19 protein-coding genes are annotated in these 24,531 nt (G+C 45.8%); 2 read left to right on the top strand and 17 right to left on the bottom strand.

Going from position 1 to position 24,531, the window contains the following annotated elements; all coding sequences use genetic code 11:
• Positions 1-10 precede the first annotated feature (10 nt).
• The 7 genes from DWW23_RS25605 to DWW23_RS27080 are packed head-to-tail and all read right to left on the bottom strand — an operon-like array spanning position 11 to position 8,218.
• Positions 11-1,729 (bottom strand): ATP-binding protein, encoded by a 1,719-nt coding sequence (locus DWW23_RS25605; protein WP_187576776.1) that lies wholly within the window; start codon positions 1,727-1,729, stop codon positions 11-13.
• A gap of 13 nt (positions 1,730-1,742) precedes the next feature.
• Positions 1,743-2,864 (bottom strand): sensor protein KdpD, encoded by a 1,122-nt coding sequence (locus DWW23_RS25600; RefSeq protein WP_122357299.1) that lies wholly within the window; start codon positions 2,862-2,864, stop codon positions 1,743-1,745.
• A 17-nt stretch (positions 2,865-2,881) separates the two neighbouring features.
• A complete protein-coding gene (locus DWW23_RS25595) occupies positions 2,882-3,655 on the bottom strand; it encodes a TorF family putative porin (RefSeq protein ID WP_122357298.1) in 774 nt (257 codons plus the stop codon).
• A 44-nt stretch (positions 3,656-3,699) separates the two neighbouring features.
• Entirely contained in the window at positions 3,700-4,281 is a 582-nt protein-coding gene (locus DWW23_RS25590) for a K(+)-transporting ATPase subunit C (protein WP_122357297.1), read from the bottom strand.
• A 30-nt stretch (positions 4,282-4,311) separates the two neighbouring features.
• Complete coding sequence (gene kdpB, locus DWW23_RS25585; RefSeq protein ID WP_122357296.1) at positions 4,312-6,354, bottom strand: potassium-transporting ATPase subunit KdpB; 2,043 nt, start codon at positions 6,352-6,354, stop codon at positions 4,312-4,314.
• Positions 6,355-6,403: 49 nt separating this feature from the next.
• Positions 6,404-8,116, bottom strand: a complete 1,713-nt coding sequence (gene kdpA / locus DWW23_RS25580) for a potassium-transporting ATPase subunit KdpA (protein ID WP_122357295.1) — start codon at positions 8,114-8,116, stop codon at positions 6,404-6,406.
• 21 nt (positions 8,117-8,137) lie between these two features.
• Complete coding sequence (locus DWW23_RS27080) at positions 8,138-8,218, bottom strand: potassium-transporting ATPase subunit F (RefSeq protein ID WP_122357294.1); 81 nt, start codon at positions 8,216-8,218, stop codon at positions 8,138-8,140.
• Between the two features lie 1,634 nt (positions 8,219-9,852).
• Here DWW23_RS27080 and DWW23_RS25570 point away from each other — a divergent pair.
• Positions 9,853-10,521: a CatA-like O-acetyltransferase gene (locus DWW23_RS25570; RefSeq protein WP_122357293.1), complete on the top strand. Its 669-nt coding sequence runs from the start codon at positions 9,853-9,855 to the stop codon at positions 10,519-10,521.
• 88 nt (positions 10,522-10,609) lie between these two features.
• Here DWW23_RS25570 and DWW23_RS25565 read toward each other — a convergent pair whose 3' ends face one another.
• From DWW23_RS25565 to nrfH, 7 genes are all read right to left on the bottom strand, one after another.
• Positions 10,610-11,950: a sigma-54 dependent transcriptional regulator gene (locus DWW23_RS25565; RefSeq protein ID WP_122357308.1), complete on the bottom strand. Its 1,341-nt coding sequence runs from the start codon at positions 11,948-11,950 to the stop codon at positions 10,610-10,612.
• A gap of 81 nt (positions 11,951-12,031) precedes the next feature.
• Complete coding sequence (locus DWW23_RS25560) at positions 12,032-12,697, bottom strand: Crp/Fnr family transcriptional regulator (protein ID WP_122357292.1); 666 nt, start codon at positions 12,695-12,697, stop codon at positions 12,032-12,034.
• A gap of 63 nt (positions 12,698-12,760) precedes the next feature.
• Positions 12,761-14,071 (bottom strand): alginate export family protein, encoded by a 1,311-nt coding sequence (locus tag DWW23_RS25555; RefSeq protein WP_122357291.1) that lies wholly within the window; start codon positions 14,069-14,071, stop codon positions 12,761-12,763.
• A 37-nt stretch (positions 14,072-14,108) separates the two neighbouring features.
• Positions 14,109-14,903: a cytochrome c biogenesis protein CcsA gene (gene ccsA / locus DWW23_RS25550; protein WP_122357290.1), complete on the bottom strand. Its 795-nt coding sequence runs from the start codon at positions 14,901-14,903 to the stop codon at positions 14,109-14,111.
• Between the two features lies 1 nt (position 14,904).
• Positions 14,905-16,176 (bottom strand): cytochrome c biogenesis protein ResB, encoded by a 1,272-nt coding sequence (locus DWW23_RS25545; RefSeq protein ID WP_122357289.1) that lies wholly within the window; start codon positions 16,174-16,176, stop codon positions 14,905-14,907.
• A 4-nt stretch (positions 16,177-16,180) separates the two neighbouring features.
• On the bottom strand, positions 16,181-17,665 hold the full coding sequence (nrfA, locus tag DWW23_RS25540) for an ammonia-forming cytochrome c nitrite reductase (protein WP_122357288.1): 1,485 nt from the start codon (positions 17,663-17,665) through the stop codon (positions 16,181-16,183).
• 26 nt (positions 17,666-17,691) lie between these two features.
• A complete protein-coding gene (nrfH, locus tag DWW23_RS25535; RefSeq protein ID WP_122357287.1) occupies positions 17,692-18,279 on the bottom strand; it encodes a cytochrome c nitrite reductase small subunit in 588 nt (195 codons plus the stop codon).
• A 95-nt stretch (positions 18,280-18,374) separates the two neighbouring features.
• Between nrfH and DWW23_RS25530 the strand changes: the two genes are divergently transcribed.
• Complete coding sequence (locus DWW23_RS25530) at positions 18,375-19,208, top strand: OmpA family protein (protein ID WP_122357286.1); 834 nt, start codon at positions 18,375-18,377, stop codon at positions 19,206-19,208.
• 197 nt (positions 19,209-19,405) lie between these two features.
• Here DWW23_RS25530 and DWW23_RS25525 read toward each other — a convergent pair whose 3' ends face one another.
• From DWW23_RS25525 to DWW23_RS25515, 3 genes are all read right to left on the bottom strand, one after another.
• On the bottom strand, positions 19,406-19,915 hold the full coding sequence (locus tag DWW23_RS25525; protein WP_122357285.1) for an RNA polymerase sigma factor: 510 nt from the start codon (positions 19,913-19,915) through the stop codon (positions 19,406-19,408).
• A 297-nt stretch (positions 19,916-20,212) separates the two neighbouring features.
• A complete protein-coding gene (locus tag DWW23_RS25520; protein WP_122357284.1) occupies positions 20,213-22,594 on the bottom strand; it encodes a response regulator in 2,382 nt (793 codons plus the stop codon).
• Between the two features lie 45 nt (positions 22,595-22,639).
• Complete coding sequence (locus tag DWW23_RS25515) at positions 22,640-23,431, bottom strand: DUF6261 family protein (RefSeq protein ID WP_122357283.1); 792 nt, start codon at positions 23,429-23,431, stop codon at positions 22,640-22,642.
• Positions 23,432-24,531: the final 1,100 nt, after the last annotated feature.

Genomic DNA, 24,531 nt, shown 5'->3' with positions numbered 1-24,531 from the left:
TAAATTACTATCAGACTTCAAATTTTATAATGAACGTACTCCCTTTACCGACTTCGCTTTCCACACGGATCGTACCGCCATGCGCTTCAACAAAGTCTTTGCTGATCGCCAATCCGAGGCCGCTACCCTGCACTTTGGTTCCGGGGACACGGAAGTAACGGTCGAAGATGCTTTGATGGTAACGAGGATCGATGCCTTTACCGAAATCGCGGACGAATATCTCCAGGGATTTGCCCTCCTGACGGGCTCCAATGATGATACGACCGTTCTCCGGCGTGTAATGGATAGCGTTCGACAATAGGTTGGTCAATACCCAGGCAATCTTTTCGCTATCGACAAATAGCTTGGAGATCTTCTCCGGATACTCGACTTCGATATGGCAGCCGAACCGCTCCGCTTGCACACGGTTTGCCTTAATCGCGTAGTCGATCAGTTCGATCGGCTTGGTGATCTTCGGGTTCAACTGTAGTTTACCGGTTTCCACCTGCGTCATTTTGAGCAGTTCGCCGGTTATTTCCAGAAGGCGGTCGCTGCTTTCCTTGATACTTTCAGCCAACGCCTTTTGCTCGTCGTTCATATTGCCGACACGGTTATCTTCCAGGAGCTTGAGGCTCATCATAATGGCAGATATAGGTGTTTTCAGCTCATGGGAGATGGTCGAGATGAAAGTTGTCTTTGCTGAATCGAGCTCCTTGAACTCTGTGATATTCTTCAGAAGAATTACGTCGCCGACATACTGGCTGCCGTTTTTCTGGTCGTCCGTTACATGAATAGGGATATACTGGACTTTGAAATAACTTTCTTTATTATCGGCATAAATCTTGAGTGGTTCTTCCTTTTCGTTCGGCTGAACCAATTCACGGACGAGGCGGCGCAACAGATCGTTCTTTAAAGCAAGTTCGGCGGCGGATTTGCCAATCACATTTTCACGTTTCAGATTGAGGATAGTTAACGCCACGTCGTTGGCAAAAAGAATGATACGGTTACCATCCAGGCCGATGATCGGTTCGGTAATGCTGTTTACGATAGCTTCGATGTATTTCTTACCCTGGATAATATCGGAAAGCGTACTTTTACGGTATTCGGTCAGACGCTCCGCCATCCGGTTGAACGATTGGGCGACTTCGGTAAATTCCTCGTATTTTCCCAGGTTGAGACGCTTCTCATAATTATGGTTGGCAATTTCCATGATACCGTCTGTCAGCTTACGGATCGGAGTATTGATGGATCGCGGGAGACGTATCAGGAAAGCAAAGGCAATCAGAATACAGGTGATACCGATGATGCAGATCCATAGCAACGCTTCATGCGCGGTATGTTCCGCTACCTGGCTTTTTCGGTAGATAGAAGCCATGTTCAGGCTCATCACCTCGTTCAAAGCGATGCGGACACGTTGGATGGAAGCATCGTTCATGTCTTTCTTCATCGATTCATATTGCGTGACCAGATGAGTGGTCGCTGCATTCTCGTCCACCTCTGTTATATTCTCCTTTTGCAGACCCAGATTCTTTTCAAATTCGTTCCGTGCCACCGGGTCGGTCTTGATGCGTTCGAGCGCATCCAACATACGGCGGGAATACAGCAACGTGTTGTAATTATCCGCAAGGATATTCTGCGTATCTGCCGACATACGGTAGATATTCTTTACCGACAGACCGCCCAACAGGACGATCATTGCAAACAGCAGACCTATTCCGTAGGTGAGCTTCGTTTTAATCTTTAAACTAATAGACTGTAACATGTTATGCCAATATTATCAGGTCAATATTCATTTGTGACAAGCTATTCAGCAATTTCCGGTACTGGAAACAAGCACGAAGGACGGAAGTGAGCGTAAAAACAGGCTTTCCGATACAGACGGTCGTGATCTGCTTTTCGCGGCATACCTCGATAATACTGTCGGGGATACTTTTCGACTGGACCCGCATCACCTCGCCTCCCAACTCTGCCGCCAGTTTGAAATGGTTGGACAGATAACGCTGGTTTGCCAGCGGAATGCGCTCGATACTTTCGCGCGGCGTTTGCACGTAAAGGACAAAGAACTTCGTGTTGTAGCGGGTAGCCAGCCGCGCCGCCTTGCGGATCACTTTCCTCGGCGTCTTCTCATTACTGCTGATGCAGGCCAGGAACTTCTCGTGGCGGACACCGGTATTGACCGGGACAGCGCTCTCCACCTTCTTCTCGACACGGAGGGCAACCTCCTTCAAGGCCAGTTCGCGTAGCTGGAGAATATTTTCGGATTTAAAGAAGTTGTTCAGTGCCGTCGGAATCTTTTCCGGCTTGTATATCTTGCCCGCTTTCAAGCGTTTCACCAGTTCATCAGCTGTCAGGTCGATATTCACGACCTCATCCGCCTGCTCCAGGACACTATCGGGGATGCGTTCTTTGATCTCGATGCCGGTGATATCCTGCACATCTTCGTTCAGACCTTCCAGATGCTGGATATTTACTGCCGTAATCACGCTGATACCTGCTTCTAAAATATCCGTCACATCCTGCCAACGCTTTTCGTTCTTGCTTCCATCGATATTGGTATGTGCCAGTTCGTCCACGATCACGACCTCCGGATGGATATTCAGGATTGCCTGCAAATCCATCTCCTCCACTTCCTTCCCCTTGTAAAACGACCGGCGGCGCGGTATCAAAGGTAAACCTTCTACCAACGCCTCCGTTTCAGTCCTGCCGTGGGTTTCCACATAGCCGACTTGCACGTCTATTCCGCTGCGAAGCAATTCGTGCGCCTCCTGCAGCATGCGGTATGTCTTGCCTACACCGGCGATCATACCGATGTAGATCTTGAAATTGCCGCGACGGGACTTTTTCAGCAAATCTAAAAAGTGTTGTACGCTTTGTTCTCTGTCCATGAGTTGCCTGTTTCAGATTACCACGGTCTTAACGATATTCCAAACACTAAATGAGCGTCTTCCATACGAGGATTCCAAATAGCCTGCGCAAATATAGGCAAAGAGAATGAATCGCTGAACTTTATTGCCGTACTTCCTTTGAGCGCGACGTTGGTAACAGCAAATCCGTCATTGGTCTTCGTACCGGTATATACGCCGTAAGAGGTATAGGGAAGGAAACCGCAGGTCAGATTCAAATCGACCATTTTTACAGAGAAAGGATAGTTCAATTCGACATAAGATGAATAATTTTGATTGCCGTCGGCATCCTTATCCTGTCCGGCGAACATAGTGTACCAGGCGATCGAGAGGGGAAGTTTCTCAACCGGGAGTGTATAGGCTACGCCCGCTTCAAAATGATGTGCCGTTTCATGGCTTTTGAAGTTGAAGTACTTGTTCGCACCTTGACCTGCCCACCAGAGGTCGGCGATGGAGAGGGTAAGACCGGAGTTTCCAAAGGTATAGGCGGCGGTGAGGTCGATCTCTTTATTGGCGGCACCCTCCGAGGATTTGTAACCGTCGAAATCGGTCGATCCCCATGCCGTCAGGGAGAAGCCTCCGGCGCTGAATGCCAGTGTCGGTTGGAAACTTGCTCCCGTTTGGTAGAAGCCTCTCCAGATATAGGAACTCACGAGGTCACCCTGGACAGTGAAGTTTACGGGGCTTTCGTTTTCCTCCGCTTTCAAGGCAGTAAAGGAAGATAAAGAGAAGATCAGAGAGGCTAATGTGATATTTTTAACGATAGATTTCATATTCTTATATATTCAAGTTGTTATTGTCATCTGTTTTATTCCGGTTATTTATTCATTGCCGCTTTCTCCAAAGCGACATTCAGTTTCAGGACATTGACCTTTTCGGGACCGAACAAACCTAACAGGGGTCCTTCCGTATTAGCACTCACCAGGGCCATCACTTTTTCAGGAGAGAGGCCGCGTGCTGCCGCTACCCGTTGTACCTGCACGTATGCGGCTTTCGGAGAGATATCGGGATCGAGTCCAGAACCGCTGGCGGTGACCATCTCGGCAGGGACTTCCCCACGTTTCAGATACGGATGATGCACCAGGAAGGTGTCGATGCGGGATTCTACTTCGGCAAGGTATTCTTCGTTGGAAGGGCCTTTGTTACTGCCGCCGGAAGAGGAAGCATCATAGCCGTCGCCCGCACAGGAGGGACGCCCCCAGAAGTAAATGTCCTGCGTGAAGGTCTGGCCGACGTTTGCGGCACCTACGATCTTTCCGTTCAATTCGACAACATCTGCATTTCCTTTGTTTGGACCAGCGACCTGTGCAAAAATCCACAGGATGAAGATGTAGCACACACTGAATAAAATACAGAATGCTACGGTCAGTTTAAATGATTTAAAAAGAGTCGATATCATATTATTCGTTATTTTAAAATTATTACTGCATTACATAAAAAGACTGACTACCATATCGATCAGCTTGATACCAACGAAGGGAGCGACTATACCTCCCACCCCATATATCAACAGGTTGCGGCGAAGCAAAGCGGAAGCACCGATCGGCTTGTAAGCGACTCCACGCAAAGCCAGCGGTATCAGGATAGGGATGATGATCGCGTTGAAAATAACCGCGCTCAGGATAGCACTCTCCGGACTATGCAGATGCATAATGTTCAGTGCAGCCAACTGCGGAATCGCCACCATGAACAAAGCCGGTACGATCGCAAAATACTTGGCGACATCGTTTGCGATACTGAATGTAGTCAACGTACCGCGTGTCATCAGCAACTGCTTACCGATTTCCACGATCTCGATCAGCTTTGTCGGGTCATTATCAAGATCCACCATGTTGCCAGCCTCCTTCGCTGCTTGCGTACCACTGTTCATCGCAACGCCGACATTCGCCTGTGCCAATGCGGGAGCATCATTCGTTCCGTCACCCATCATGGCAACCAGTTTTCCGGCTTCCTGCTCCTTCTTGATGTAGTTCATCTTATCTTCCGGCTTTGCTTCGGCGATATAATCGTCCACACCTGCCTTTTCCGCAATATATTTAGCTGTCAAAGGGTTATCTCCCGTTACCATAACCGTTTTTACCCCCATCTTGCGTAGGCGTTCAAAACGTTCCTGGATACCCGGCTTGATAATATCCTGCAATTCGATCACACCGATAATGAAATCATCCTGCGAAACGACCAGCGGCGTACCTCCGTTACCCGATATCTTCTCCACCAGCTCGGCTACTTCCTCCGGATACTTGTTTCCTGCCGCCTCGCTCATCTTACGGATGGCATCGAAAGCACCTTTACGGATACGTGTACCGTCTTTCAGGTCGACACCCGAACATTTTGTCTCCGCTGTAAATTTGATCATGCGTGAACCCGAAGTACTCAGGTCGCGGATGCGGACACCCTTTTCGCGTCCCAACTCTACAATCGATTTACCTTCCGGAGTTTCGTCGGACAAGGACGCCAGCAGGCAAGCCTGCACAAATGAATGTTCGTCGATCCATGTCACCGGATAAAACTGCGTAGCCTTCCGGTTACCAATCGTGATCGTTCCCGTCTTGTCGAGCAGCAAGGTATCGATATCGCCTGCCGTCTCCACAGCCTTACCCGACTTGGTGATTACATTTGCACGCAACGCCCGGTCCATACCAGCGATACCAATCGCTGAAAGCAGTCCCCCGATCGTAGTCGGTATCAGACAAACGAACAAAGAGATGAAGGCTGCGATCGTGATCTGCGTATTCGAATAATCCGCCATCGGTTTCAAGGTACCGCAAACTACCACAAACACCAGTGTAAAACCTGCCAATAAGATCGTCAACGCAATCTCATTCGGTGTTTTCTTGCGGGACGCACCCTCGACAAGGGCAATCATCTTATCCAGGAAGCTCTCTCCCGGCTGCGTCGTCACTCTCACCCGTATCTGGTCGGACAAAACTTTCGTACCGCCCGTCACCGAACTTTTATCGCCGCCCGCTTCCCGGATCACCGGAGCGGACTCACCTGTAATGGCACTCTCGTCGATAGATGCCAGCCCTTCGATGATCTCGCCGTCGGACGGGATCGTATCGCCTGCCTCACAGATAAAGATATCGCCTTTCTTCAGTTGCGAACTGCTTACCGTCGTAATGCTTTCATTCGCACCAACCAGCTTAGCTGGTGTTTCCTCACGGGTCTTCCGTAAACTGTCTGCCTGCGCTTTGCCACGGGCTTCGGCGATGGCTTCGGCGAAGTTGGCAAAGAGCAAGGTTACAAACAGCACAATGAATACCAATATGTTATATCCGAACGAACCTTGTGTATGATCGCCTGTCACAGCGGCCCAAAGGGTAACAAGAAGCATTACGAACGTCACGATCTCTACGATGAACATGATCGGATTCCGGAACATCGTACGCGGGTCGAGCTTCACGAACGATTGTTTAAAACTTTCTATAACAAGCTCCTTAGGAAATAAGGAAGCAGCTTTTTTATCTTTCATATTATTTATTCTTTTCGTATATCGATATGAATATTACACCTATCAATTGTTATCTGTAAATCGAGAAATACTCCGCAATCGGTCCCAGCGTCAGTGCAGGGAAGAAAGACAAAGCGGCTACGATAAAGATCACACTGAATGTCATCACGGCAAATGTCGCCGTATCCGTCTTTAATGTCCCTGCACTTTCCGGTATATATTTCTTCTGAGCCAGCAATCCTGCAATGGCAACCTGCCCCACGATCGGAAGATAACGGCTGATGATCAGAGCCAGACCGGTCGTAAAGTTCCAGAAGTAAGTATTATCGCCCAGCCCTTCAAAACCGGAACCGTTATTCGCTGAAGACGACGTATATTCGTAAAGCATCTCACTGAAACCGTGGAACCCCGGATTGTTCAGCCAACCACCTTCCGCCTCCACAAAAGCCGGGTTATATACCCAATAGTAGCAAGCCACCGCCGTACCGATTAATATCACGAACGGATGTGCCAGCGCCACGATCGTTGCTATCTTCATTTCGCGCGCCTCTACTTTTTTACCCAGGAATTCCGGCGTACGCCCTACCATTAAACCGCTGATAAAGACGGCAATGATCAGGAATGCGTAATAATTCATGAATCCTACGCCCACGCCGCCGAACCAGGTATTGATCTGCATGTTCAGCATCTCCATCATTCCCGACAGAGGCATCGTGCTGTCGTGCATACCGTTCACCGACCCGTTGGAGGTCACCGTCGTCGTACAACTCCACAGTGCAGTGGCTGCCGCTCCGAGCCGCGTCTCTTTTCCTTCCATCGCTCCCGCACGCTGGTCGATTCCCATCTCCGAGATCATCGGGTTTCCCTTCGTTTCATAGTGCGTATTGATCGCAACGCTCGCCAGATAGGCAAACAACATCACTCCGAAGATCGAATAAGCCAGTTTCTTCCGTTTCAGGTAGAATCCCAATGCAAAGACCATCGCCATCGGCAAGACAAGGATTGCCCAGCATTCGACCATATTGGTCAGGTATGTCGGATTTTCCAGGGGATGCGATGAATTGACTCCGAAGTAACCGCCTCCGTTCGTCCCCAACTGTTTGATCGGGATGATAGCGGCAGCCGGACCCTGCGAAACCATTTGTTCGGTACCTTCCAGTGTCGTCAACTTCATCTTTCCGTCAAATCCCATCGGCGTACCTTCCACGATCAGGATACAGCCAACGATCAGGGCAAGCGGTAACAGGATACGGGTACAGCTTTTCATCAACAGATTCCAGAAGTTACCGATCGTCTGTGTCGTTTTCGATGCCATCGCCTTGAAGACACCCGCCAGCGCAGCCATACCGGTTGCCGCTGTAATAAACTGGAACAGCATAATCACGAACAACTGTGTAAAATAGGTCAATCCGCTCTCACCGCTGTAATGCTGCAAGTTACAGTTCACCATGAAGCTGATGCAGGTGTTAAACGACAGATGCGACGACTGCCCTGCATTGCCGTCGGGGTTCAGCGGCAGATACTGCTGGAAATATAAGAGCAGGACTCCCCAGAAAAACCAGAAGAGATTGATTGTCAGAAGTGCTTTCAGGAAACTTTTCCAACTCATCTCCACATTCGGGTCGATGCCGCACAGCCTGAAAATAAAACGTTCCACCGGAGCCATGAAGTCCAGCCAGGTCTTCTCTCCTTTATATACTTTTGCGATGTACATTCCCAGCGGATACGCCAGGACGATCATCAATACTATTTGCGTGATACTACCTACTAATTCCGTATTCATCTTTTCATCCTCATTATTTGTTTAAAACTTTTCGGGTTTCACCAATACATACATCAGATACCCGAAGATCACGAGACAGAGTATAAACAATGCGATAAACATATCTTCTCTCCTTTCTTTAAATCTTTTCGAACCAATCTACACACTTGAAAAAGAACCAATAGCAGAGACTCCCTACTCCGCATACAAAAATCAATGATACAATCTCATTTTCTAACATACCTTTGTTATTTAATCGTTAATACTAATCGTTTCGCCCTACTATATACCAAAGGCGTGCCAGAAAAGGAAGACACACACATGAGGATTTGATACATAAACACTTATCCTAAAAACAAAGATTAGGAAACGAGAATACAACCCTACCATTTTGAAAGGGTCAGCCTACCAAAACGGAAAAACATATTAAAACGGAAAGATGAAAACAGCATCGGGGAAGTAAAAAAAACTCTTTACAAAAAAATGGTGTACCAGATAAGTTTGCTTAAGGATGATGAGTAGAAAATAATATGTTAAGTGCGTATAGCATATTTTCTGACTCGCAAACCATCTGATACACCTAGTCTAGTATTAATGTTCCGTGTCATCACGACAGGGAATTTCCATAAAACCTCACGGTTTCGTCCTACTTATAACTAATTTACCCGCAAAGCAGGCAAAAAAGCTCTAAACCCTAAAACTAATATATATCCCTATCTCCGACTGAACTTTAGTGCTATCATTCATATATTCAATTATCTATACAATCGGATAATACGGTTTATCTTCGTTTTATTTTTATTCTATCTCAGGCCGGTCGAATAATCCTGTCGATTACAAGCAAATTAATACAATTACTAAAAAAGCCGTATTTTCCTTCAAAGTCCTCAAAAATCGTCTTTGAGTGACTCTTTGTATTAAATTGCCAAAGCCGAACAATTTTCAGAAAAACTTTTCAGCAGGATTTCTCTTTCGACAAACCGGATCTTTATTCAATACTAATCCAAACCAACTGATATGATATAAAAAACAGAAATTCTTTATATTTATTGATTATCAAATGATAAATGAATAACCGGAGGATGATCGTATTGCTGTTGTTCCATACTATTCTAATATTAGTTATGACCCGATAAGGGAGTTTGTTTGTTTATTGTATTTAATAGTTAATGATTAAATGACTAGAAAAAACGAACGTTTTTTTCATTCATTTGCAAATGTATGATTTTATCTTAATTAAAAAAACAATTTCAAAGAAAAAAAATACAGAAGCATTGAATTTCCACAACTTCAAAAAAGTTAGGCAACAAAAATACAATATGTGAAGAGGTATTAAAAAATGACTAGATAAAACGTTCGTTTATTTTAGTCATTCATATTTAACACTTTTATTGACTATTTTTCAAGTTCTACAAACACTATAAGCAACACACATTTAACAGTATTATTTTCCACAAAAAGCATTTATTTAATAAATATTATTTTACAATAAGTATCTCCATTATCAAAATCCTATCAAGCATGTTTTAATTTATCTCCGACCGGACGAACAATGAGTATAGAACCCAGATCGATCTTTGACAGATCGATAATATCGTCAATCAGTTGCAGCAAAAGTGAATGAATATTTTCGATGATACAAAAGAGACTGTAATATCTCTGAATTTATTCAAAATATAAACCTATCCAATTTAGAAACTCATTCCGTTCATATTAAATCGCTATCTTTGCAGGCAATCAATTAAACTTAGTATCGAATGGACAAGCAAACGACTTTTCCTAAAAAGCGAATGGTAGATTTTGAATCGTGGAAACGTAAAGATAACTTTAACTTCTTCAGAAATTTCCTGAATCCGTGTATAACTATCACGTCAGAGGTTGAATGCTCGGGGGCAAAAGAGAAAGCGAAACAGAATGGGGAGTCCTTTTTCTTGCATTATTTATACGCGATCCTGCGGGCGGCAAATGAGATAGAAGAGTTGCGGTTCAGAGTGGATAATGAGGGGCAGATCCTATGTTTTGAGACAGTCGATGTGTTGTGTCCTATCCGGATGCAAGCAAATGGGAAGTTCTATACGGTGAGGATTCCGTGGAAAGAGGACTTTGTGGCCTTCTATCGGGAAGCGCGTCATATAATCGATTCTATTCCGGAAGACGGAAACCCGTACGGAACCGAAAATGACTCCACCGAAGACCAGCGGTATAGTGTTATCCTGGTGAGCGCAACGCCAGACCTGTATTTTACATCGATGACGCACACGCAGGAGCGACCGAGCGGAAGCAGTTACCCGTTGCTGAACGTCGGAAAGGCTGTCGTGAGGGAAGGAAAACTGGTGATGCCTGTTGCGATCAATGTGCATCATGGTTTTGTAGATGGCGCGCATCTGGCAACATTCTATCAGAAAGTAGAAGCCTATTTACGATAAGCGAATGTCCTTCATATTCCCTTTTCTTATAGTGACGAAATGCCTCCCTTTGCTCTTAGGAAGGGGCAAGGGAGTGTGTCAGAGCCAATCACAACCCATATTCTTCAATCTTCCTGTAAAGCGTAGTCAAGCCGATCCCCAGTAGGCGCGAAGTCTCTGTTTTATTTCCTTTCGTATATTTAAGTACCTTCTGAATATGCATTTTCTCAACGCCGCTTAGGTCAAATCCGGCATAAGCATCTGTTTCTACTGCATCTGTACGCTGTATATTTAACGGCAATGAATCTGGGGTCAGCGTATCGTCATCGGCTATGATCAGGCTGCGTTCTACCACATTGCGAAGCTCACGCACATTCCCTTTCCAGGGATTTTTTTTCAATAAATCAATATAATCCGGAGAGATCGCCTTGATGTCTTTTCCCATCTTGGCAGACAAGGTGGAGACAAAAGCCTTCACATGCAGCGGAATATCCTCCACCCTCTCCCGTAATGCCGGCAGATGGATCTGGAAGACGGACAGGCGGTAGAATAAATCCTCCCGGAAATGTCCTTCGGCAATCTCTTTCGACAGGTCACGGTTTGTAGCCGCTATGACGCGGACATTCACCTTGACGGGGCGGGTATCGCCGATCTTGATGAACTCGCCGGTTTCAAGGATACGGAGCAGCTTGGCTTGCAGGTCGAAGGCCATTTCTCCGATCTCATCGAGGAAGATCGTACCGTTGTCGGCCTCTTCAAAAAGACCTTTCGTCTCTTTCAATGCGCCTGTAAAGGCTCCGGCTTTGTGTCCGAACATCTCGCTCTCCAACAGATCGCGGCTGAAAGAAGAACAATTGATCGCAACAAAGGCTTTTCCGCTCCGGGTACTGTGTTGATGGATGGATTGGGCGAAGACTTCCTTGCCCGTCCCGGTTTCGCCGGTCAGGAGGACAGGCACATCGGTCTGAGCAACCTTGCGGGCCAGGGCAATCGCTTCCTGAATGGCAGGTGATTTGCCTACAATGGTATCGAATGAGTATTGTCTGCCAACCGGCGAAGTGGATAGCTTGCTCTGCTGATAGGCGGCAGAGGCTTTTTCCATCGCCTTTGCGATCAAGGGGAGTATTTTATTGTTATCATCGCCTTTGGTAATGTAGTCGAAAGCACCATTCTTGATCGCTTGTACACCGTCAGGGATATTACCGTGCGCCGTCAGTAAAATAACTTCGGAGAAGGGACGCAGTTTCTTTAGTTCGCTGACAAGTTCCACACCGCTGCCGTCGGGCAAGCAGACGTCGCACAGGATAACTTCGGGTGTATGCTGCTCCAGTTGCTTCAGGCTTGCTTTGCAGGTGGCTGCCTGGAGAACATCGTATCCTTCCAGTCCGATGATCCGTGATAATAAACCTAAAATTTGTTTTTCGTCGTCAATAATCAGTACTTTTCCCATGTTGTCCGGTTTCTGATAACCGTCGCAAATGTACAATGATTATTTTTTTCCACAAGGGGATGCAAAAGAATATATTCAAGGCTATAACAGGTTTATCAGGGCTTGCCTGTTCAGGATCTTCACCTTTCCTCTGCCCAGGCTGATGAAGCTGCTGTCTACGAGCTTGCCGATTTCCTTGGAAAGGGCGGGGCGCGTGACTCCGAAGTATTCGGCGAGCTGCACCTGGTTATGTTCCATCTCTACGATATCTTCACCTTCCTTCAGATGGTCGAGCAAATAATAGATGTAACGGCTACGGATGCCACGAAAAGACAAAACACGCAGGCGGGTCATCGTGCATTTGTTGCAACTCGTACTAACGCAAAGGAAATTATGGAGTAAAAGGGGAGTCGTATGCATGACCTTAAAGAATGATTCTTTGGGTATCTTCATCAGAACGACATCTTCTTCGACAGAGAAAGTGGCAGGGAACTGATTCTTTTCAGCAAACACATGCGGAGTGGCAAACGTGCGGGGTGCCTTGATGACCTCTACCCGTACTTCGCCTCCTGAGACGTCGACTACATCTACGTTCAGCTTACCTTCCAGCAATACATGTATGGCATGACAGGGGGAACCCTGGTGGATAATGGTTTTTCCTTTCGAATGCTCTTCAATAGTATATTCTATATTCTCCAGAAACTCGTCCTGCATCTTCTGCGTAAAATTCCGGAACAGTGGTATTTTAAAGATATCGGTTATATTCATTCGGCATTGATTTAGTATCGGAAATGTTCCATACAAAGATAAGAACATTTCCGATACTACAAACTACCACTTGGCAGTAAATATTCTTGGATTAATATTGATTGACAACCATCCCCAATCCTGCCAGCTATCTTTGCTGCCACCTTTGACAGCTTCCATCGTCGATGTTCCGAACATGGTGGAATAGCCTGCGGAGAGCTTCACGTCTTTCATGATCTGCCAGTCGACCTGAAGATCGAGTTCGGAACCCAGGCCGCGATCGAGGTCCTTGCCGTTTACGGTGAGATCGCTGGTGATCGAGAAGTAATGGTATGTCAGGGCGAGGTTTACCTTTGACGAAGCATTGTAAGCGACCTTTATCTGGTTGTCCCACAAGCCCGGATTTAACTTGTCCTTAAACGGCGTGGCATAATAATAATCCATAGCACCGTAGAACTTATGATGCGTTCCGTATAACGGATCGAAAGCCTTGTATTTGGCATCAGGACCGTCCGCTGTGCCTGCACCGCTCAAGTAGTCGCTACCGATCCCCATGCTCCACTGCGAATTGAATTTATAGGCGGCATTCAACGCCCATAGAAAAGCGGAAACGTCACGCTTGTTCTTATTCTTTCCTGACTGGTAATAGAAAGTACCGCCGAAAGTCCAGTCGCCCGGCTGATAGTACAGATTCGCACCCATCGTCTGCATGAACTTCGTGTCGGACTTTTGTTCTTTCTGCTCACCGGCTTCCAGTCCGAGATTCATAAATAAGAACGAAGCTTTAAACTCTTTGCTGGCGACGTGCTGGTACCATAGCGTCTGCATGTTTTTGTAAGGCTGCGCACCGTCGGCGTAGAAGGTGCCATCGATTTCCGTTTCTTTATTTTGATTAAAGGCAAGGATCAGATGGAGTTTATTCTTTTTGTTTTCGTAACCGAGTTTGAGAGCGTCGTGGTAACGACCGGCAATGTTCCAATCAAGCCCGCCGAGGATACGTTCATCATCGTAGATCAGGGATTGGCGTCCGAGTTTGGCAAACAGGCCGTAACCGAAGTCCAGTTGTGCCCATGCTTCGTTCAGTATGAAGCGACCGTTCTTATCTATCTGCGGGTCCTGTCCCCAGACACCGACATGCTGTGCGGAAAGGCCCAGCGAGAGATTCTGTCGCTCATAATTCATAGAAAGACGGGCACGGTTGTTGATAAAGCCCGCCGGTCCCTGCCCTTCACTACGGGGATTTAATACACCGTTGCGGTATTCCGCCCTGGGGCGTATCTGCGCACTCATAGAGAAGGTATTCTCCTTATCTCTGGATGTTTCATTTTCATCTGCTTTCATCCACACCGAGCCTAGTAACAGAAGCCCGGAAAAAACAATCACCCGTTTCTTCATATCGTTTCTATTTAAAGTTGATATTTCTATTTGCTTGTTATTCCATGTTATATACGTGCACGCTGTTTCCCTGCGCTGAAGGCAGGTAATTCACGCCGAACCAGCAAACCTGTAGCAGGACAAAAGCGAACACCAATAATCCGAGAGCAACCTTATATTGTTTGTACCTGTGAAGCCTGAAATGAATATACAGCAGGTTGCCCAGCCAGGTCGCAGCCGCCCAGGTCTCTTTCGGGTCCCAGCTCCAGTAATGCCCCCAGGCCTCTTTCGCCCAAAGTGCACCGAACAACATGCCGATCGTCAGAAAGGCAGTCCCTACATAGACCAGGTTGTCGCAAAGGCTCATCACCTTCCGGTCTATCGTCCTCTTCCGCGAGCGGATCAACAGATAGACAGCTACGATCGCCGCCGCTCCCAGCATCGCGTAAGCAAACATATATACTATTACATGCGGTGCAAACCACGGACTCTGCAGGGCAGGCATCAGCGTTTTATTATGTATCTCTGGCTTGAACAGATTGATGCAGATAAAGACAAAAGACAGCACCGTACTGAACGACAATATCCATTTATACCGCCAGCGGATATAAGTAATGATCCCCGTAACCGGCAGGAAGAACGAGTACCACAAGCGTGTCTCGCCCATCGTTCGGAGCGGCGGACGTTCCAACGACATCCACATGCCTATAATGAAAGCCATGAATATCGCCAGTCCGGCAACCGTCCACCCAATGACCAGCCCCGGCTTATCCGTCCGGTAGGCCATCGCCGCACCTATCGTCCAGCAGATAACGGACGGCAAAGCGAAATATATAAAATGACTCCAATCCATATTATTCAGTTTTTGTGTCGTTAACGGCCGCTTCCTCCTCCTTATTTCCCGGAGCCTGAATGAACAGGCATACAGAGCCGAGCAACAGCATCAGGATGCCAGCGTATACCACCGGAAGCCACGGATCGCGAACCAATTCAAAGACGCTGACAGTGCTCCACTTCCCCTTCGTCTCGTCATAGCTCAACTGGTAAATCTTCCATCCGGCTATGCTGAAAGGCTTGTTGACTTCGATAAGCGCATCGGCCTGCTTCTTGTCCTGCGTATAGACGGAAACTTCAGAAGCAAAGCGTTTCGGCTCCCGACCCGGCATCACCAGGCTGATCTCGTCGTTTAGCTGCAAGGAGACGTACGGGAACATGAAATTGCCGCAACTCACCCAACCGCTCTTCTCCGCACCATCTTTCTTATTGCGTACCCTGACAAAGACAGCAGAAGTGGCACCTTCGGAATGAAACTCGACAAAGTTTACCGTATCTTTCCCATGAACACAGGCAGCCATCGGAAGCGAGCGGATCACTTCCACCTCCCAATCCAATAAAGAACCTGATAAAGGTGTCTCTTCCACCAACATGTTTTCAGGATTATTTTCCGGTAACGCATTTCCGGTCGTGTTGTCGATAGCCAGCAGTTTCGGAGGATATTCATCGATCGTAAACGATTTCAATTCGATCGCCAGAGGCAGTTCTTTCATTTCCCCGATCTCATTCGTCGCCCGCCATTCGGGTTGCTCCAAAGGAACCGTCATGCGCATGCGCTGCAAATCGCCGTTTCCCAGGATAGCCGCCAGCAGAGTGATGAACAATCCTGCATGATTCAGGATAAAAGGGATATCTTTTTTTCTGAAATGAGCTACTTTACGAATAATCACTAATCCTAATACCGAAAGAAAGTAAAGGAACAGCAACATAAAAGGCCACGAGAGCGTCATCTGCATGAAACCCAACCCAGACAGTAGTCCTCCGTGCGTAACCGTTACGGAGGGAGCCACCTGCCGGGTCAGTCCCATGATGATAACCAAAACCATCCATGCAGTTAAAGACGTAATACTCGCCGTGAGGCTGTAAAACCACTGCAATGCAGCAGTTTTACGGCTCGCGACATATACCATTATCAAGAAAAACAGGAACAAACCTCCCGTTATAGCGTTCAGGGGATACCGGAAAAGCGTCGGATCAACCTTTCCGGCCGTCAGTTGCAGAACCGCTCCGGTAATGAACAGTCCGATACAGATCGCCCATCCTTCCTTATATCCCCAGGGTTGTCTCCACATATCTTTAAATCTTATCAGCCAGACGTTTGTTTGCCTTCGCCTCTTTGATCCATTCCGGAACGACCGTGTTCATGAACTTTTCCTTAGCCTGACGTTCGGCAGCCATATCCAGGCCGATATATTGTTGTGCTTTATCTTTTGTAGAGATATCCGGCATCGGCACATCGTCCGTGTAGCCTAATTTCGACAACACCTTCGATACCGCCAGGCGAGCCTGCATAGTCTTATCCAGGCCATTGCCCAAAATACGCTGTATCTCCTGCGGAGCATGAAAAGCACCGCCGTGGGAAGCAACACCGAAGTCCCAGCGCCATTGTGCCTGACGAAGCAGTTTCAATACCGGAGCCATCTGATCTTCCGTAGCGCCCTTATCCCAGGCAAATTTAGCTTCTATATGAGCCTTTGCCAGTTCCGTTTCGAGGCGGTTACGCATTTCGTTCGCCTTGTTCTGGCGTTCATAAACGTTGTTGCGGAGCGTTTCTTCGCTTTCGCGGTGGCAAACCTGGCAGGTACGGTCGATCATAGCCAGCGGACTCATAATATGATGGTCGCTATATTTCACGCCGCCTTCGCTCTTGTAAGGCATGTGGCAGTCGGCACACGAAACACCTCGCTGTGCGTGGATACCCATCATGGAGAGTTCATAGTCCGGATGCTGCGCTTTCAGTATCGGTGTGCGGCTTAATTTATGCGTATAATCTGCAAAACCTTCCTCATCGTAGTAAGCTTCCATATCCTCAACCGTAAAACCTTTATCCCAAGGGAAAGTCAGATATTTGCCGTCCCCTTTGAAATAGTATTCCACATGGCATTGTGCACAAACCAACGAGCGCATCTCCTGTTGGGTCGCTTTATTGATGTCGCGTCCCTGGCGCTGGAAGGCTTCTATCAAAGCCGGACGGCTGATATGAAGATTCATATTCTCCGGCTCATGGCAATCGGCACAACCGATGGGGTTCACGATCTCCGTGCCCATAGAAGCCCATTTTCCTTTATAGAAATTATCGACACCGATAGCCTGCATCATACGCGGGACATCCGGACTCTTACAAGTCCAGCAAGTTGCCGGTTGCGGGCCTTCGTCCGGTGTCATCGGGGAACCGACACGCAAGGTATGGCGCATATCCTCGATCGCATGCATGTGACCGCGCGGAGTTGAATAATCTTTCGAGAAAGCATATCCTGCCCAAAGAATCACCATTTCGGGACGCGCTTCGAGTACATCGACCATCTGGTTGCCGTTGAACTGGCTCCGGAAGCTGGTATCGGCAGTCTGCGTCCATGTTTCATATTCGCGCGGATAGTTCGGGGCAAATTTTTCGTTTACTGCCTCAATCCCTTTGATTTCGACCTTCTTGTTATTCATAACGCTGGCAATTTCAGCCCGTCTCTCGTTGATAGAAGCGGCCAGTACACCCAGTACAAAAACGACGGCCATTGTTCCGATAAACAACAACCAGCCCTGCCATGATTTAAGTTTCTTTTCCATATTCGTTGATTTTTATTTTATTCGTTTTACTTAAGCATCTCTTTCAGCCAATCAGGCGTATTGGTTTTCGGGTAAGGAACGATGGCCGACGGTGTCGACGAAAGGCTGTTCGATCCTCCGTGAGGCACTTCGCGATGGCAGTCCCAGCAGGCCTTCCCCTCTCCTGCCATAGCCATTTCGTGGTCGATCCGGCCCGTATTGACAAATTCCGTATTCAGTTGCGTATGGCAGCGGATACAGTTGTTCATTATGACTTCGGCACTCTCGTCGATAGCCTGGATCACCTGCGGCTCCCCGCGCATCATAAATACAGCGGCATGACGCATGCCGTCCATTCCTTTGAAGAACCATTTCTTCGCGGCGTTTTCGTGTGGCACATGGCAGTCGTTGCAGGTGGCGTTCCTGCTGTGCGAACTATGTTTCCAGGTGGCATAATAAGGCCCCATGATATGGCAGTTCACACAGGTCGACGGCTCATCCGACAAGTAACTCCAGGCCCTCGATACATAAAATGTATAAAAGCCCAGACCACAGATCGCCCCACTCGCCACAAGCGCAAATAACTTGCTGCGCCGGGTAGGCAGAATCGTGTTTATGATCTCTTTTATCTTCATACAGCCTTAATTAAAGTTTAATTGATTACAAATATCTTAATTCGGATACAAGTAAAATGTAATAAATATTACATTGCACGAAAATTATAGAAGAAATGAGAAAAGTTTTATTCATAGCAGTCTCCGCACTGCTGATGTGCACTTCATGTGTAACGAAAAAGAAATACCTGGAAGCTGAAAACGGGCGTCTCGAAGCCATCGGCCGTGGCAACGCGCTACAGGAACAACTGGTAGATTGCCGGGATACCGGCGACAAACTGAACGAGCGCCTCGCCGCCCTCCAGCGCGACACGACACGCATGGGCAGCAATATCCGCAATTACCAGACGATGCTCAGTTCGAACATGACGCAACAGGAGAAACTGAACAGCCTCCTCAGCCAGAAGATGGAAGAGCTGAACGAACGTGAACGGACGATCAACGAACTGCAGGACATGATCAACGCCCAGAACGAGAAAGTCCGTAACCTGCTGAACAGCGTGAAGGATGCCCTGCTGGGCTTCAGCAGCGACGAACTGACGGTGACTGAAAAAGACGGCAAGGTGTACGTCGCCATGTCCGACAAGCTGTTATTCGAATCGGGCAGCGCGCGCGTGGACAAACGAGGAAAAGAAGCGTTGGCAAAGCTGGCGGAAGTCCTCAACAAACAGTCGGATATAGACGTCTATATCGAAGGGCACACCGACAGCAAGCCGATCAATACGGCACAGTTCAAGGATAACTGGGATTTGAGCGTGATACGTGCCACATCGGTAGTCCGCATCCTGACCAAAGACTATGGCGTGAACCCGTTGCAGATCCAGCCCAGCGGACGCGGCGAATATATGCCGGTAGCCGACAACGAATCGGCCGAGGGACGCAGCAAGAACCGCCGTACGGAAATCATCATGGCTCCGAAGCTGGACAAGCTGTACCAGATGTTACAATAATATATATAAATATAAAAAAATAAGACAGCCGCGAAAGCCTGCCAAAAAGAACGCAGACAACACAAAATACGCAGGGAAATCCAGACCATATTACTCATTAAAAGAATAAATCTGTAAGACCCTGCGTACTTTGTGCCGTCTGCGTTTCCTGTTACGGAAGCCTGCGACGGCTTTATTGTCATGGAAGAGACAGTCGTTTACATAAATCTGAAATCTTTCAGAACCTTCTGTAACTCCTGGCGGGCAAAAAAGATACGGCTCTTGATAGTGCCTAACGGGAGATCCAGTTTTTCAGCTATTTCGTGGTATTTGTAACCCGTGACGAACATAGAGAACGGGACTCTTAAATCATCGTTCAGTTGCTCGATCGCCTTGGATATTTCCTGTATCTGGTAGGAAGAATCGGGAGAGTCGAAACCTGAATCGCTTGTTACATTCAAATTATACAGGTCGGCACTCGAATCAACGATTGTCTGCGTACGTACAACTTTGTGGTAGTTATTGATGAAAATATTGCGCATTACAGTTAAAACCCACCCCTTGAAGTTGACGTTATCAACGAACTTTTCCTGATTATTCAACACTTTCAGTGTTGTATCCTGCAACAAATCCTGGGCATCGTCCCGGTCGGCAGTAAGCATAAGTGCAAAGTTCAGCATGTTCTCTTGCAAGCCTACTAATTTTTGTTGGAATTGGAGTGTATTCATATCATTATTTTTTTGTGTAATTAAAACGATTATCCGCTATTAATCAGCGTTAAATATGATACAAATATAAGAAACTTAACAATACGATTTTCATTCGTTGGCATACATTAATAAATAAGGCGCCATCTTAATATATTTATACTTAAAAGTACTGATAATGAGCAATATTTACAACTAACGGATCAGTTTCTTCAATAACCTCCAAACCCGCCACGAAACAAGGTTTGCAGAAAACGCAAAAGGGTGCACCGCGTCCGACATGACAAAACGGACTGACGGTACACCCCCGATACCGATCTATTGACGTAAATATTTATTTAAAACACCGGACAATGCCTTAATGTCGATCGGTTTAGCCAGATGCGCGTTCATCCCCGACTGAAGCGCAAGCTTTATATCTTCTGTAAAAGCATTTGCCGTCATCGCAATAATAGGTATTTGCACCACATCCAAACGTGGGAGCATCCTGATCCTTCGCGTCGCATCATACCCGTTCAGCACAGGCATTTGAACATCCATCAGGATCAAATCATAATAGCCTTCCTCCGAACATGACACAATATTTATCGCGTCCTGCCCGTCAACGGCAGCCTCTACGCTAACTCCGCTCATGCTTAGGATACTGATGGCTATCTCACGGTTCAGTTCGTTGTCTTCGACCACCAGGATGCGCTTGCCGGAATAATCGTCGTTGAAAAAACTAGGCCGAACCTCTTTCTTCACCTCTTTTTCTTCCGTTTTCACAAAAGATTTCAGGGTATTGACCAGTTTCGATCGGTACACCGGCTTGGTCATGCAAGCATCGACTTTCGCTTTCCGGGCTTCTTCCTCATATTCTTCGATGTCGTAAGCCGATAAGATAATGATCGGTATATCCTCGCCCACGATCATCCTTATTCCGTCGGCAGTTCTTAATCCATCTATACCCGGCATTTTCAAATCAAGTATGACGGCAAAATAATATTTATCTTCCTTCTTGTATTTTTGTACCTCCCTCAAAGCTTCATACCCTGAAATGACATATTTATTGGCGATACCCAGTTCCGTCAAATGATAGCAGACGCTCAGGCAGGAAAGCTCATCGTTGTCTACCACCAGGATCGGACGTCCGTTGGTGTCTATATCTTCAACGGGAGCCTGTTCCCTGTATATCATCGGGAGTATGACCGTGAAGCACGACCCCTTGCTGTATTCGCTTTCCACACGGATCGTACCGCCCATCATTTCGATTATTTTATAACTGATCGACATACCGAGTCCGGTTCCCTGGATCGTTGATATTTCTTTATCTTTGGCGCGTTCAAAAGGGAGGAATATTTTTTCAAGAAATTCAGGTTTCATGCCCCGTCCGTTATCTTCAAATACAAACTTATACATTCCGGTATTGTTTTGAATGCCTTTTTCTTCTATCGTGACATTGATCTGACCCTTTTCGGGCGTATATTTAATGGCATTGGACAACAGATTCATAAAAACCTGTTTGATACGTTGTGCGTCTCCTACAACATTTTCATGTTGCATTTTCGTGATATGAATATGTAAAGTATGCTTTTTCTTTTTTATTTCGGGTTGCATCATCAAGACCAGTTCTTCCAGCAAGACACCTATGTTGATCTCGTCTTTCGATAAAAGCAGCTTACCGCTTTCGATCTTCGACATGTCCAGTACTTCGTTGATTAACCCCAGAAGCAGGTTCGACGAGCTTTCGATTTTATTTATGCAATCGAGTACCTTCTTATCATTGCCGATATTCGCCTTGGCGAGAAAACTCATGCCTATGATCGCATTCATAGGCGTACGGATATCGTGGCTCATACTGGCAAGAAAATCAGATTTCGCATTATTTGCCTTTTCAGCTAATTGCAAAGCCCTCTGCAATTCGACAGATTGCTTTTTCAGTTGCTTCTGTAATTCATATTGTTCAGTAATGTCAATATAGACAAAGAGATAGATCGGTTCATCATTTTCCCATTTGATGCACGTACCGTTCAACTGCATATAGGTATCGTTACCATCCTTGTCGTTCGTGTGGAAAGTTAAATGGATCGGATCGCCTTTCTGCATGACAGGAAGGTATTTATTGAACAAGAGCTCGTTTTCCTCATCCAGATAAAAAAACTGTAAGCCGCTGATAAACGACTTCTCATCGATACCTGTAAATTCTATAAATTTCTTATTGGCTTCCAACAGGATGAAATTTCCGTCCCGGCAGATCTTTTGTTTCGTGACAAAGCCGGGAAAATGCTTATAGGTAATCTTTTTGACGAGTTGTTCCTGCATGCTTTCATCGACATTGGTCATAACAGTATAAGCGATACTTCTCCCATCTACCAGCTGGTCGGTAAATGTAGTCGCCAACTTAACCCATTTCAAACCGCTTTTCACAGGCATCAGGACTACTATCTCATAACCGTTCTGCTGATTTTCGAGAGCTTCATATATTTTATTATTTATCATTTGTGCAGATTCAGGACAGGAGGCCATATATAAATCCGGTCGATTATGAAAAAGAGCCTCGTATTCTTCTTTTTCATATTCGATCAGTTCATAATAAGCATCGTTTGCCCAGAGAAGCGTTAAATGTTCGTCCAGCAAATGCTTGCTGATACTGACCCCCATAAGCTTTGTAAGCATATTATACTCAAGGTCTATCCTGGGTTGTAAAAATTCGTCATCCATAGAGTAGTTGTTATTTGTTATTATACCCACTGTTTTTGCGGGTTATTATTCAATTTCAGGACGGTCGCCGCCGCTGCCACTATCCGGGAAGGGCGTGTTGCTGACACCGTTATCCAACTTACCGCCAGCCTTGCTACCATAACGGTCGGAAATCTTGGAGCGATATTCGTCGATCATGGCGTTCCACCAGGTGAATAATTCAAAGTACTTGTCGTTACCGTTGTAGCGAGTGTAGGCGTTCAGTTCGTCCACCAGTTCGTCGTACGACTTGTTTACCCATATACGTGCATTTTCTGTATTCACCGGGCGTTTACGGCTGACATAGACAGACAGTTTTTTATTGATCAATTCTATACATTCGTTATTGATCGTTTTAAGGGAAGCTACCTGTTCGGTGAGTCCGAGGGTTGTTATTTTATCTTTGTAAAGATCTGATTCCAGCAATTTGATAAATAAGAATGTATCCTGTATCAAGTTTTCCAATGACAGGTTACGGACTTTCCTGAATCCGCTGATAGCGGCTACCAAAGAAATCGCCGCCAGTCTTTTTTCCATAATCCGCGATTTCTTGTATCCATCGACAATTTTGAAAATTGTACCTCGGTTATTAAGGTTTTCGTTTTTTGCCTGATTCACCTCAAGGACAAATTCGTTTTTAGAACGTTTTACAATACTATATTCATATTTCTCGACGTTATCTGAGAAAACATCGTAACAAGCCTTGACAGGAGTAATGACACCGTCAAGACTATTCATTTTTTGGATGATTGCTTTTGTAGCATCTAATAATTCACCGTTTCTTAACCGCGATTTTGGGAAAGTTTGAATCTTTGCCATAATGGTATTCTGTTTAAGTTTAATAAAAATGGATCGTTTTGTTTTTCCGTAGTACTACGTAACGACGAAAACAACAGGAAAACATCTACCGACCATGTACGGAATGGCAAAAAATATTTCTCAACATGTTTCATATGCCATTTGAAGTACAATACATTCTTAGCGATAGTATTAATGTGCGTAAGAACGAATAAAAGTGTGATTTTTATTTCTCCGTACACGGTCGGAGATTGTTTTCTTATCGTTTTTGTCGTTTCGTATCTGGTCGGTGAAATTTCCCCAATCGATTGTTTTTCGTCGTAGTGCCGCGGCGGAAAGTTTCTTTGTATTGCGATTAAATCGTCAAGTGCAAGGAATATTGGTTGTTGTGTTTTTCTTAAATCGACCATGTAGGTTACTCCTAAAGAGCAGATTGTTAATATATCAATATTATTCTGTTAAAAGAATGACTAGCTAAAACGGTCGTTTTTTTTAGTCATGGTTTTCATCAAATCCATTTTTTTAACTAACACGAAAAATCAACAAGTAAAAATCTGAAATTCAATGATATTTTTTTCAAAAAAGCCTTTGTTTATTAAAGATATTGACTAGCTTTGTAGTGACTAAAAAAAACGACCGATTATTTTCGTCATAGGAATTAACGTTTCATTCTCTTGTTTTTCATACTCCAAGATACCATTAATACACCCTTTGTTAACATATCTTTCCCCTTCTTTGCGGAAATAGTTTTTTATCTCTATACAGACTATTGTCAACATCAAAATTCCATCATAAACAATTCAGATACATAAAGTTAACAAGCAAAGTACAAAAAAAGCAATTAGACAAAGTCTTTTGAATGATATAGAGCAGATCAGCTGCAAAAGATATAATAATGTATTAACCTGCTGGTAGAATTCATTTATTTCAATTATTATCAATTTCGAGCTATCCCCCTTATCAAAGTGACTTAGCCATTACAGGTCTATTTGCCGTCAGTTTTAACTGACGGTTTACAAGTTTTCTCTCTTTTTTGGCTTCAGCCACATTTCTCTTCAATAGAGAGACTGCTTAAATGGGACTAAAGTCCAAAGAGAGAGAGCATTTACTAATCCGTTGGT

Origin of the sequence: Parabacteroides sp. AF14-59 (assembly GCF_003479515.1) — a bacterium.
Classification (GTDB): domain Bacteria; phylum Bacteroidota; class Bacteroidia; order Bacteroidales; family Tannerellaceae; genus Parabacteroides; species Parabacteroides faecis.
Note: the sequence above shows the minus strand (reverse complement) of the source record. Positions and strands in the feature narration are given on the sequence as shown.

Bases quoted from the DNA above. Each gene is read 5' to 3' on its own strand.
- DWW23_RS25565 (WP_122357308.1), bottom strand. From the start codon at position 11,950: ATGGGAAAAGTACTGATTATTGACGACGAAAAACAAATTTTAGGTTTA.
- ccsA (WP_122357290.1), bottom strand. From the start codon at position 14,903: ATGGATTGGAGTCATTTTATATATTTCGCTTTGCCGTCCGTTATCTGC.
- DWW23_RS25555 (WP_122357291.1), bottom strand. From the start codon at position 14,071: ATGAAGAAACGGGTGATTGTTTTTTCCGGGCTTCTGTTACTAGGCTCG.
- kdpB (WP_122357296.1), bottom strand. From the start codon at position 6,354: ATGAAAGATAAAAAAGCTGCTTCCTTATTTCCTAAGGAGCTTGTTATA.
- DWW23_RS25600 (WP_122357299.1), bottom strand. From the start codon at position 2,864: ATGGACAGAGAACAAAGCGTACAACACTTTTTAGATTTGCTGAAAAAG.
- DWW23_RS25530 (WP_122357286.1), top strand. From the start codon at position 18,375: ATGAGAAAAGTTTTATTCATAGCAGTCTCCGCACTGCTGATGTGCACT.
- nrfA (WP_122357288.1), bottom strand. From the start codon at position 17,665: ATGGAAAAGAAACTTAAATCATGGCAGGGCTGGTTGTTGTTTATCGGA.
- DWW23_RS25570 (WP_122357293.1), top strand. From the start codon at position 9,853: ATGGACAAGCAAACGACTTTTCCTAAAAAGCGAATGGTAGATTTTGAA.
- DWW23_RS25520 (WP_122357284.1), bottom strand. From the start codon at position 22,594: ATGGATGACGAATTTTTACAACCCAGGATAGACCTTGAGTATAATATG.
- DWW23_RS25525 (WP_122357285.1), bottom strand. From the start codon at position 19,915: ATGAATACACTCCAATTCCAACAAAAATTAGTAGGCTTGCAAGAGAAC.
- DWW23_RS27080 (WP_122357294.1), bottom strand. From the start codon at position 8,218: ATGTTTATCGCATTGTTTATACTCTGTCTCGTGATCTTCGGGTATCTG.
- DWW23_RS25545 (WP_122357289.1), bottom strand. From the start codon at position 16,176: ATGTGGAGACAACCCTGGGGATATAAGGAAGGATGGGCGATCTGTATC.
- DWW23_RS25590 (WP_122357297.1), bottom strand. From the start codon at position 4,281: ATGATATCGACTCTTTTTAAATCATTTAAACTGACCGTAGCATTCTGT.
- DWW23_RS25515 (WP_122357283.1), bottom strand. From the start codon at position 23,431: ATGGCAAAGATTCAAACTTTCCCAAAATCGCGGTTAAGAAACGGTGAA.
- DWW23_RS25560 (WP_122357292.1), bottom strand. From the start codon at position 12,697: ATGAATATAACCGATATCTTTAAAATACCACTGTTCCGGAATTTTACG.
- DWW23_RS25595 (WP_122357298.1), bottom strand. From the start codon at position 3,655: ATGAAATCTATCGTTAAAAATATCACATTAGCCTCTCTGATCTTCTCT.
- kdpA (WP_122357295.1), bottom strand. From the start codon at position 8,116: ATGAATACGGAATTAGTAGGTAGTATCACGCAAATAGTATTGATGATC.
- nrfH (WP_122357287.1), bottom strand. From the start codon at position 18,279: ATGAAGATAAAAGAGATCATAAACACGATTCTGCCTACCCGGCGCAGC.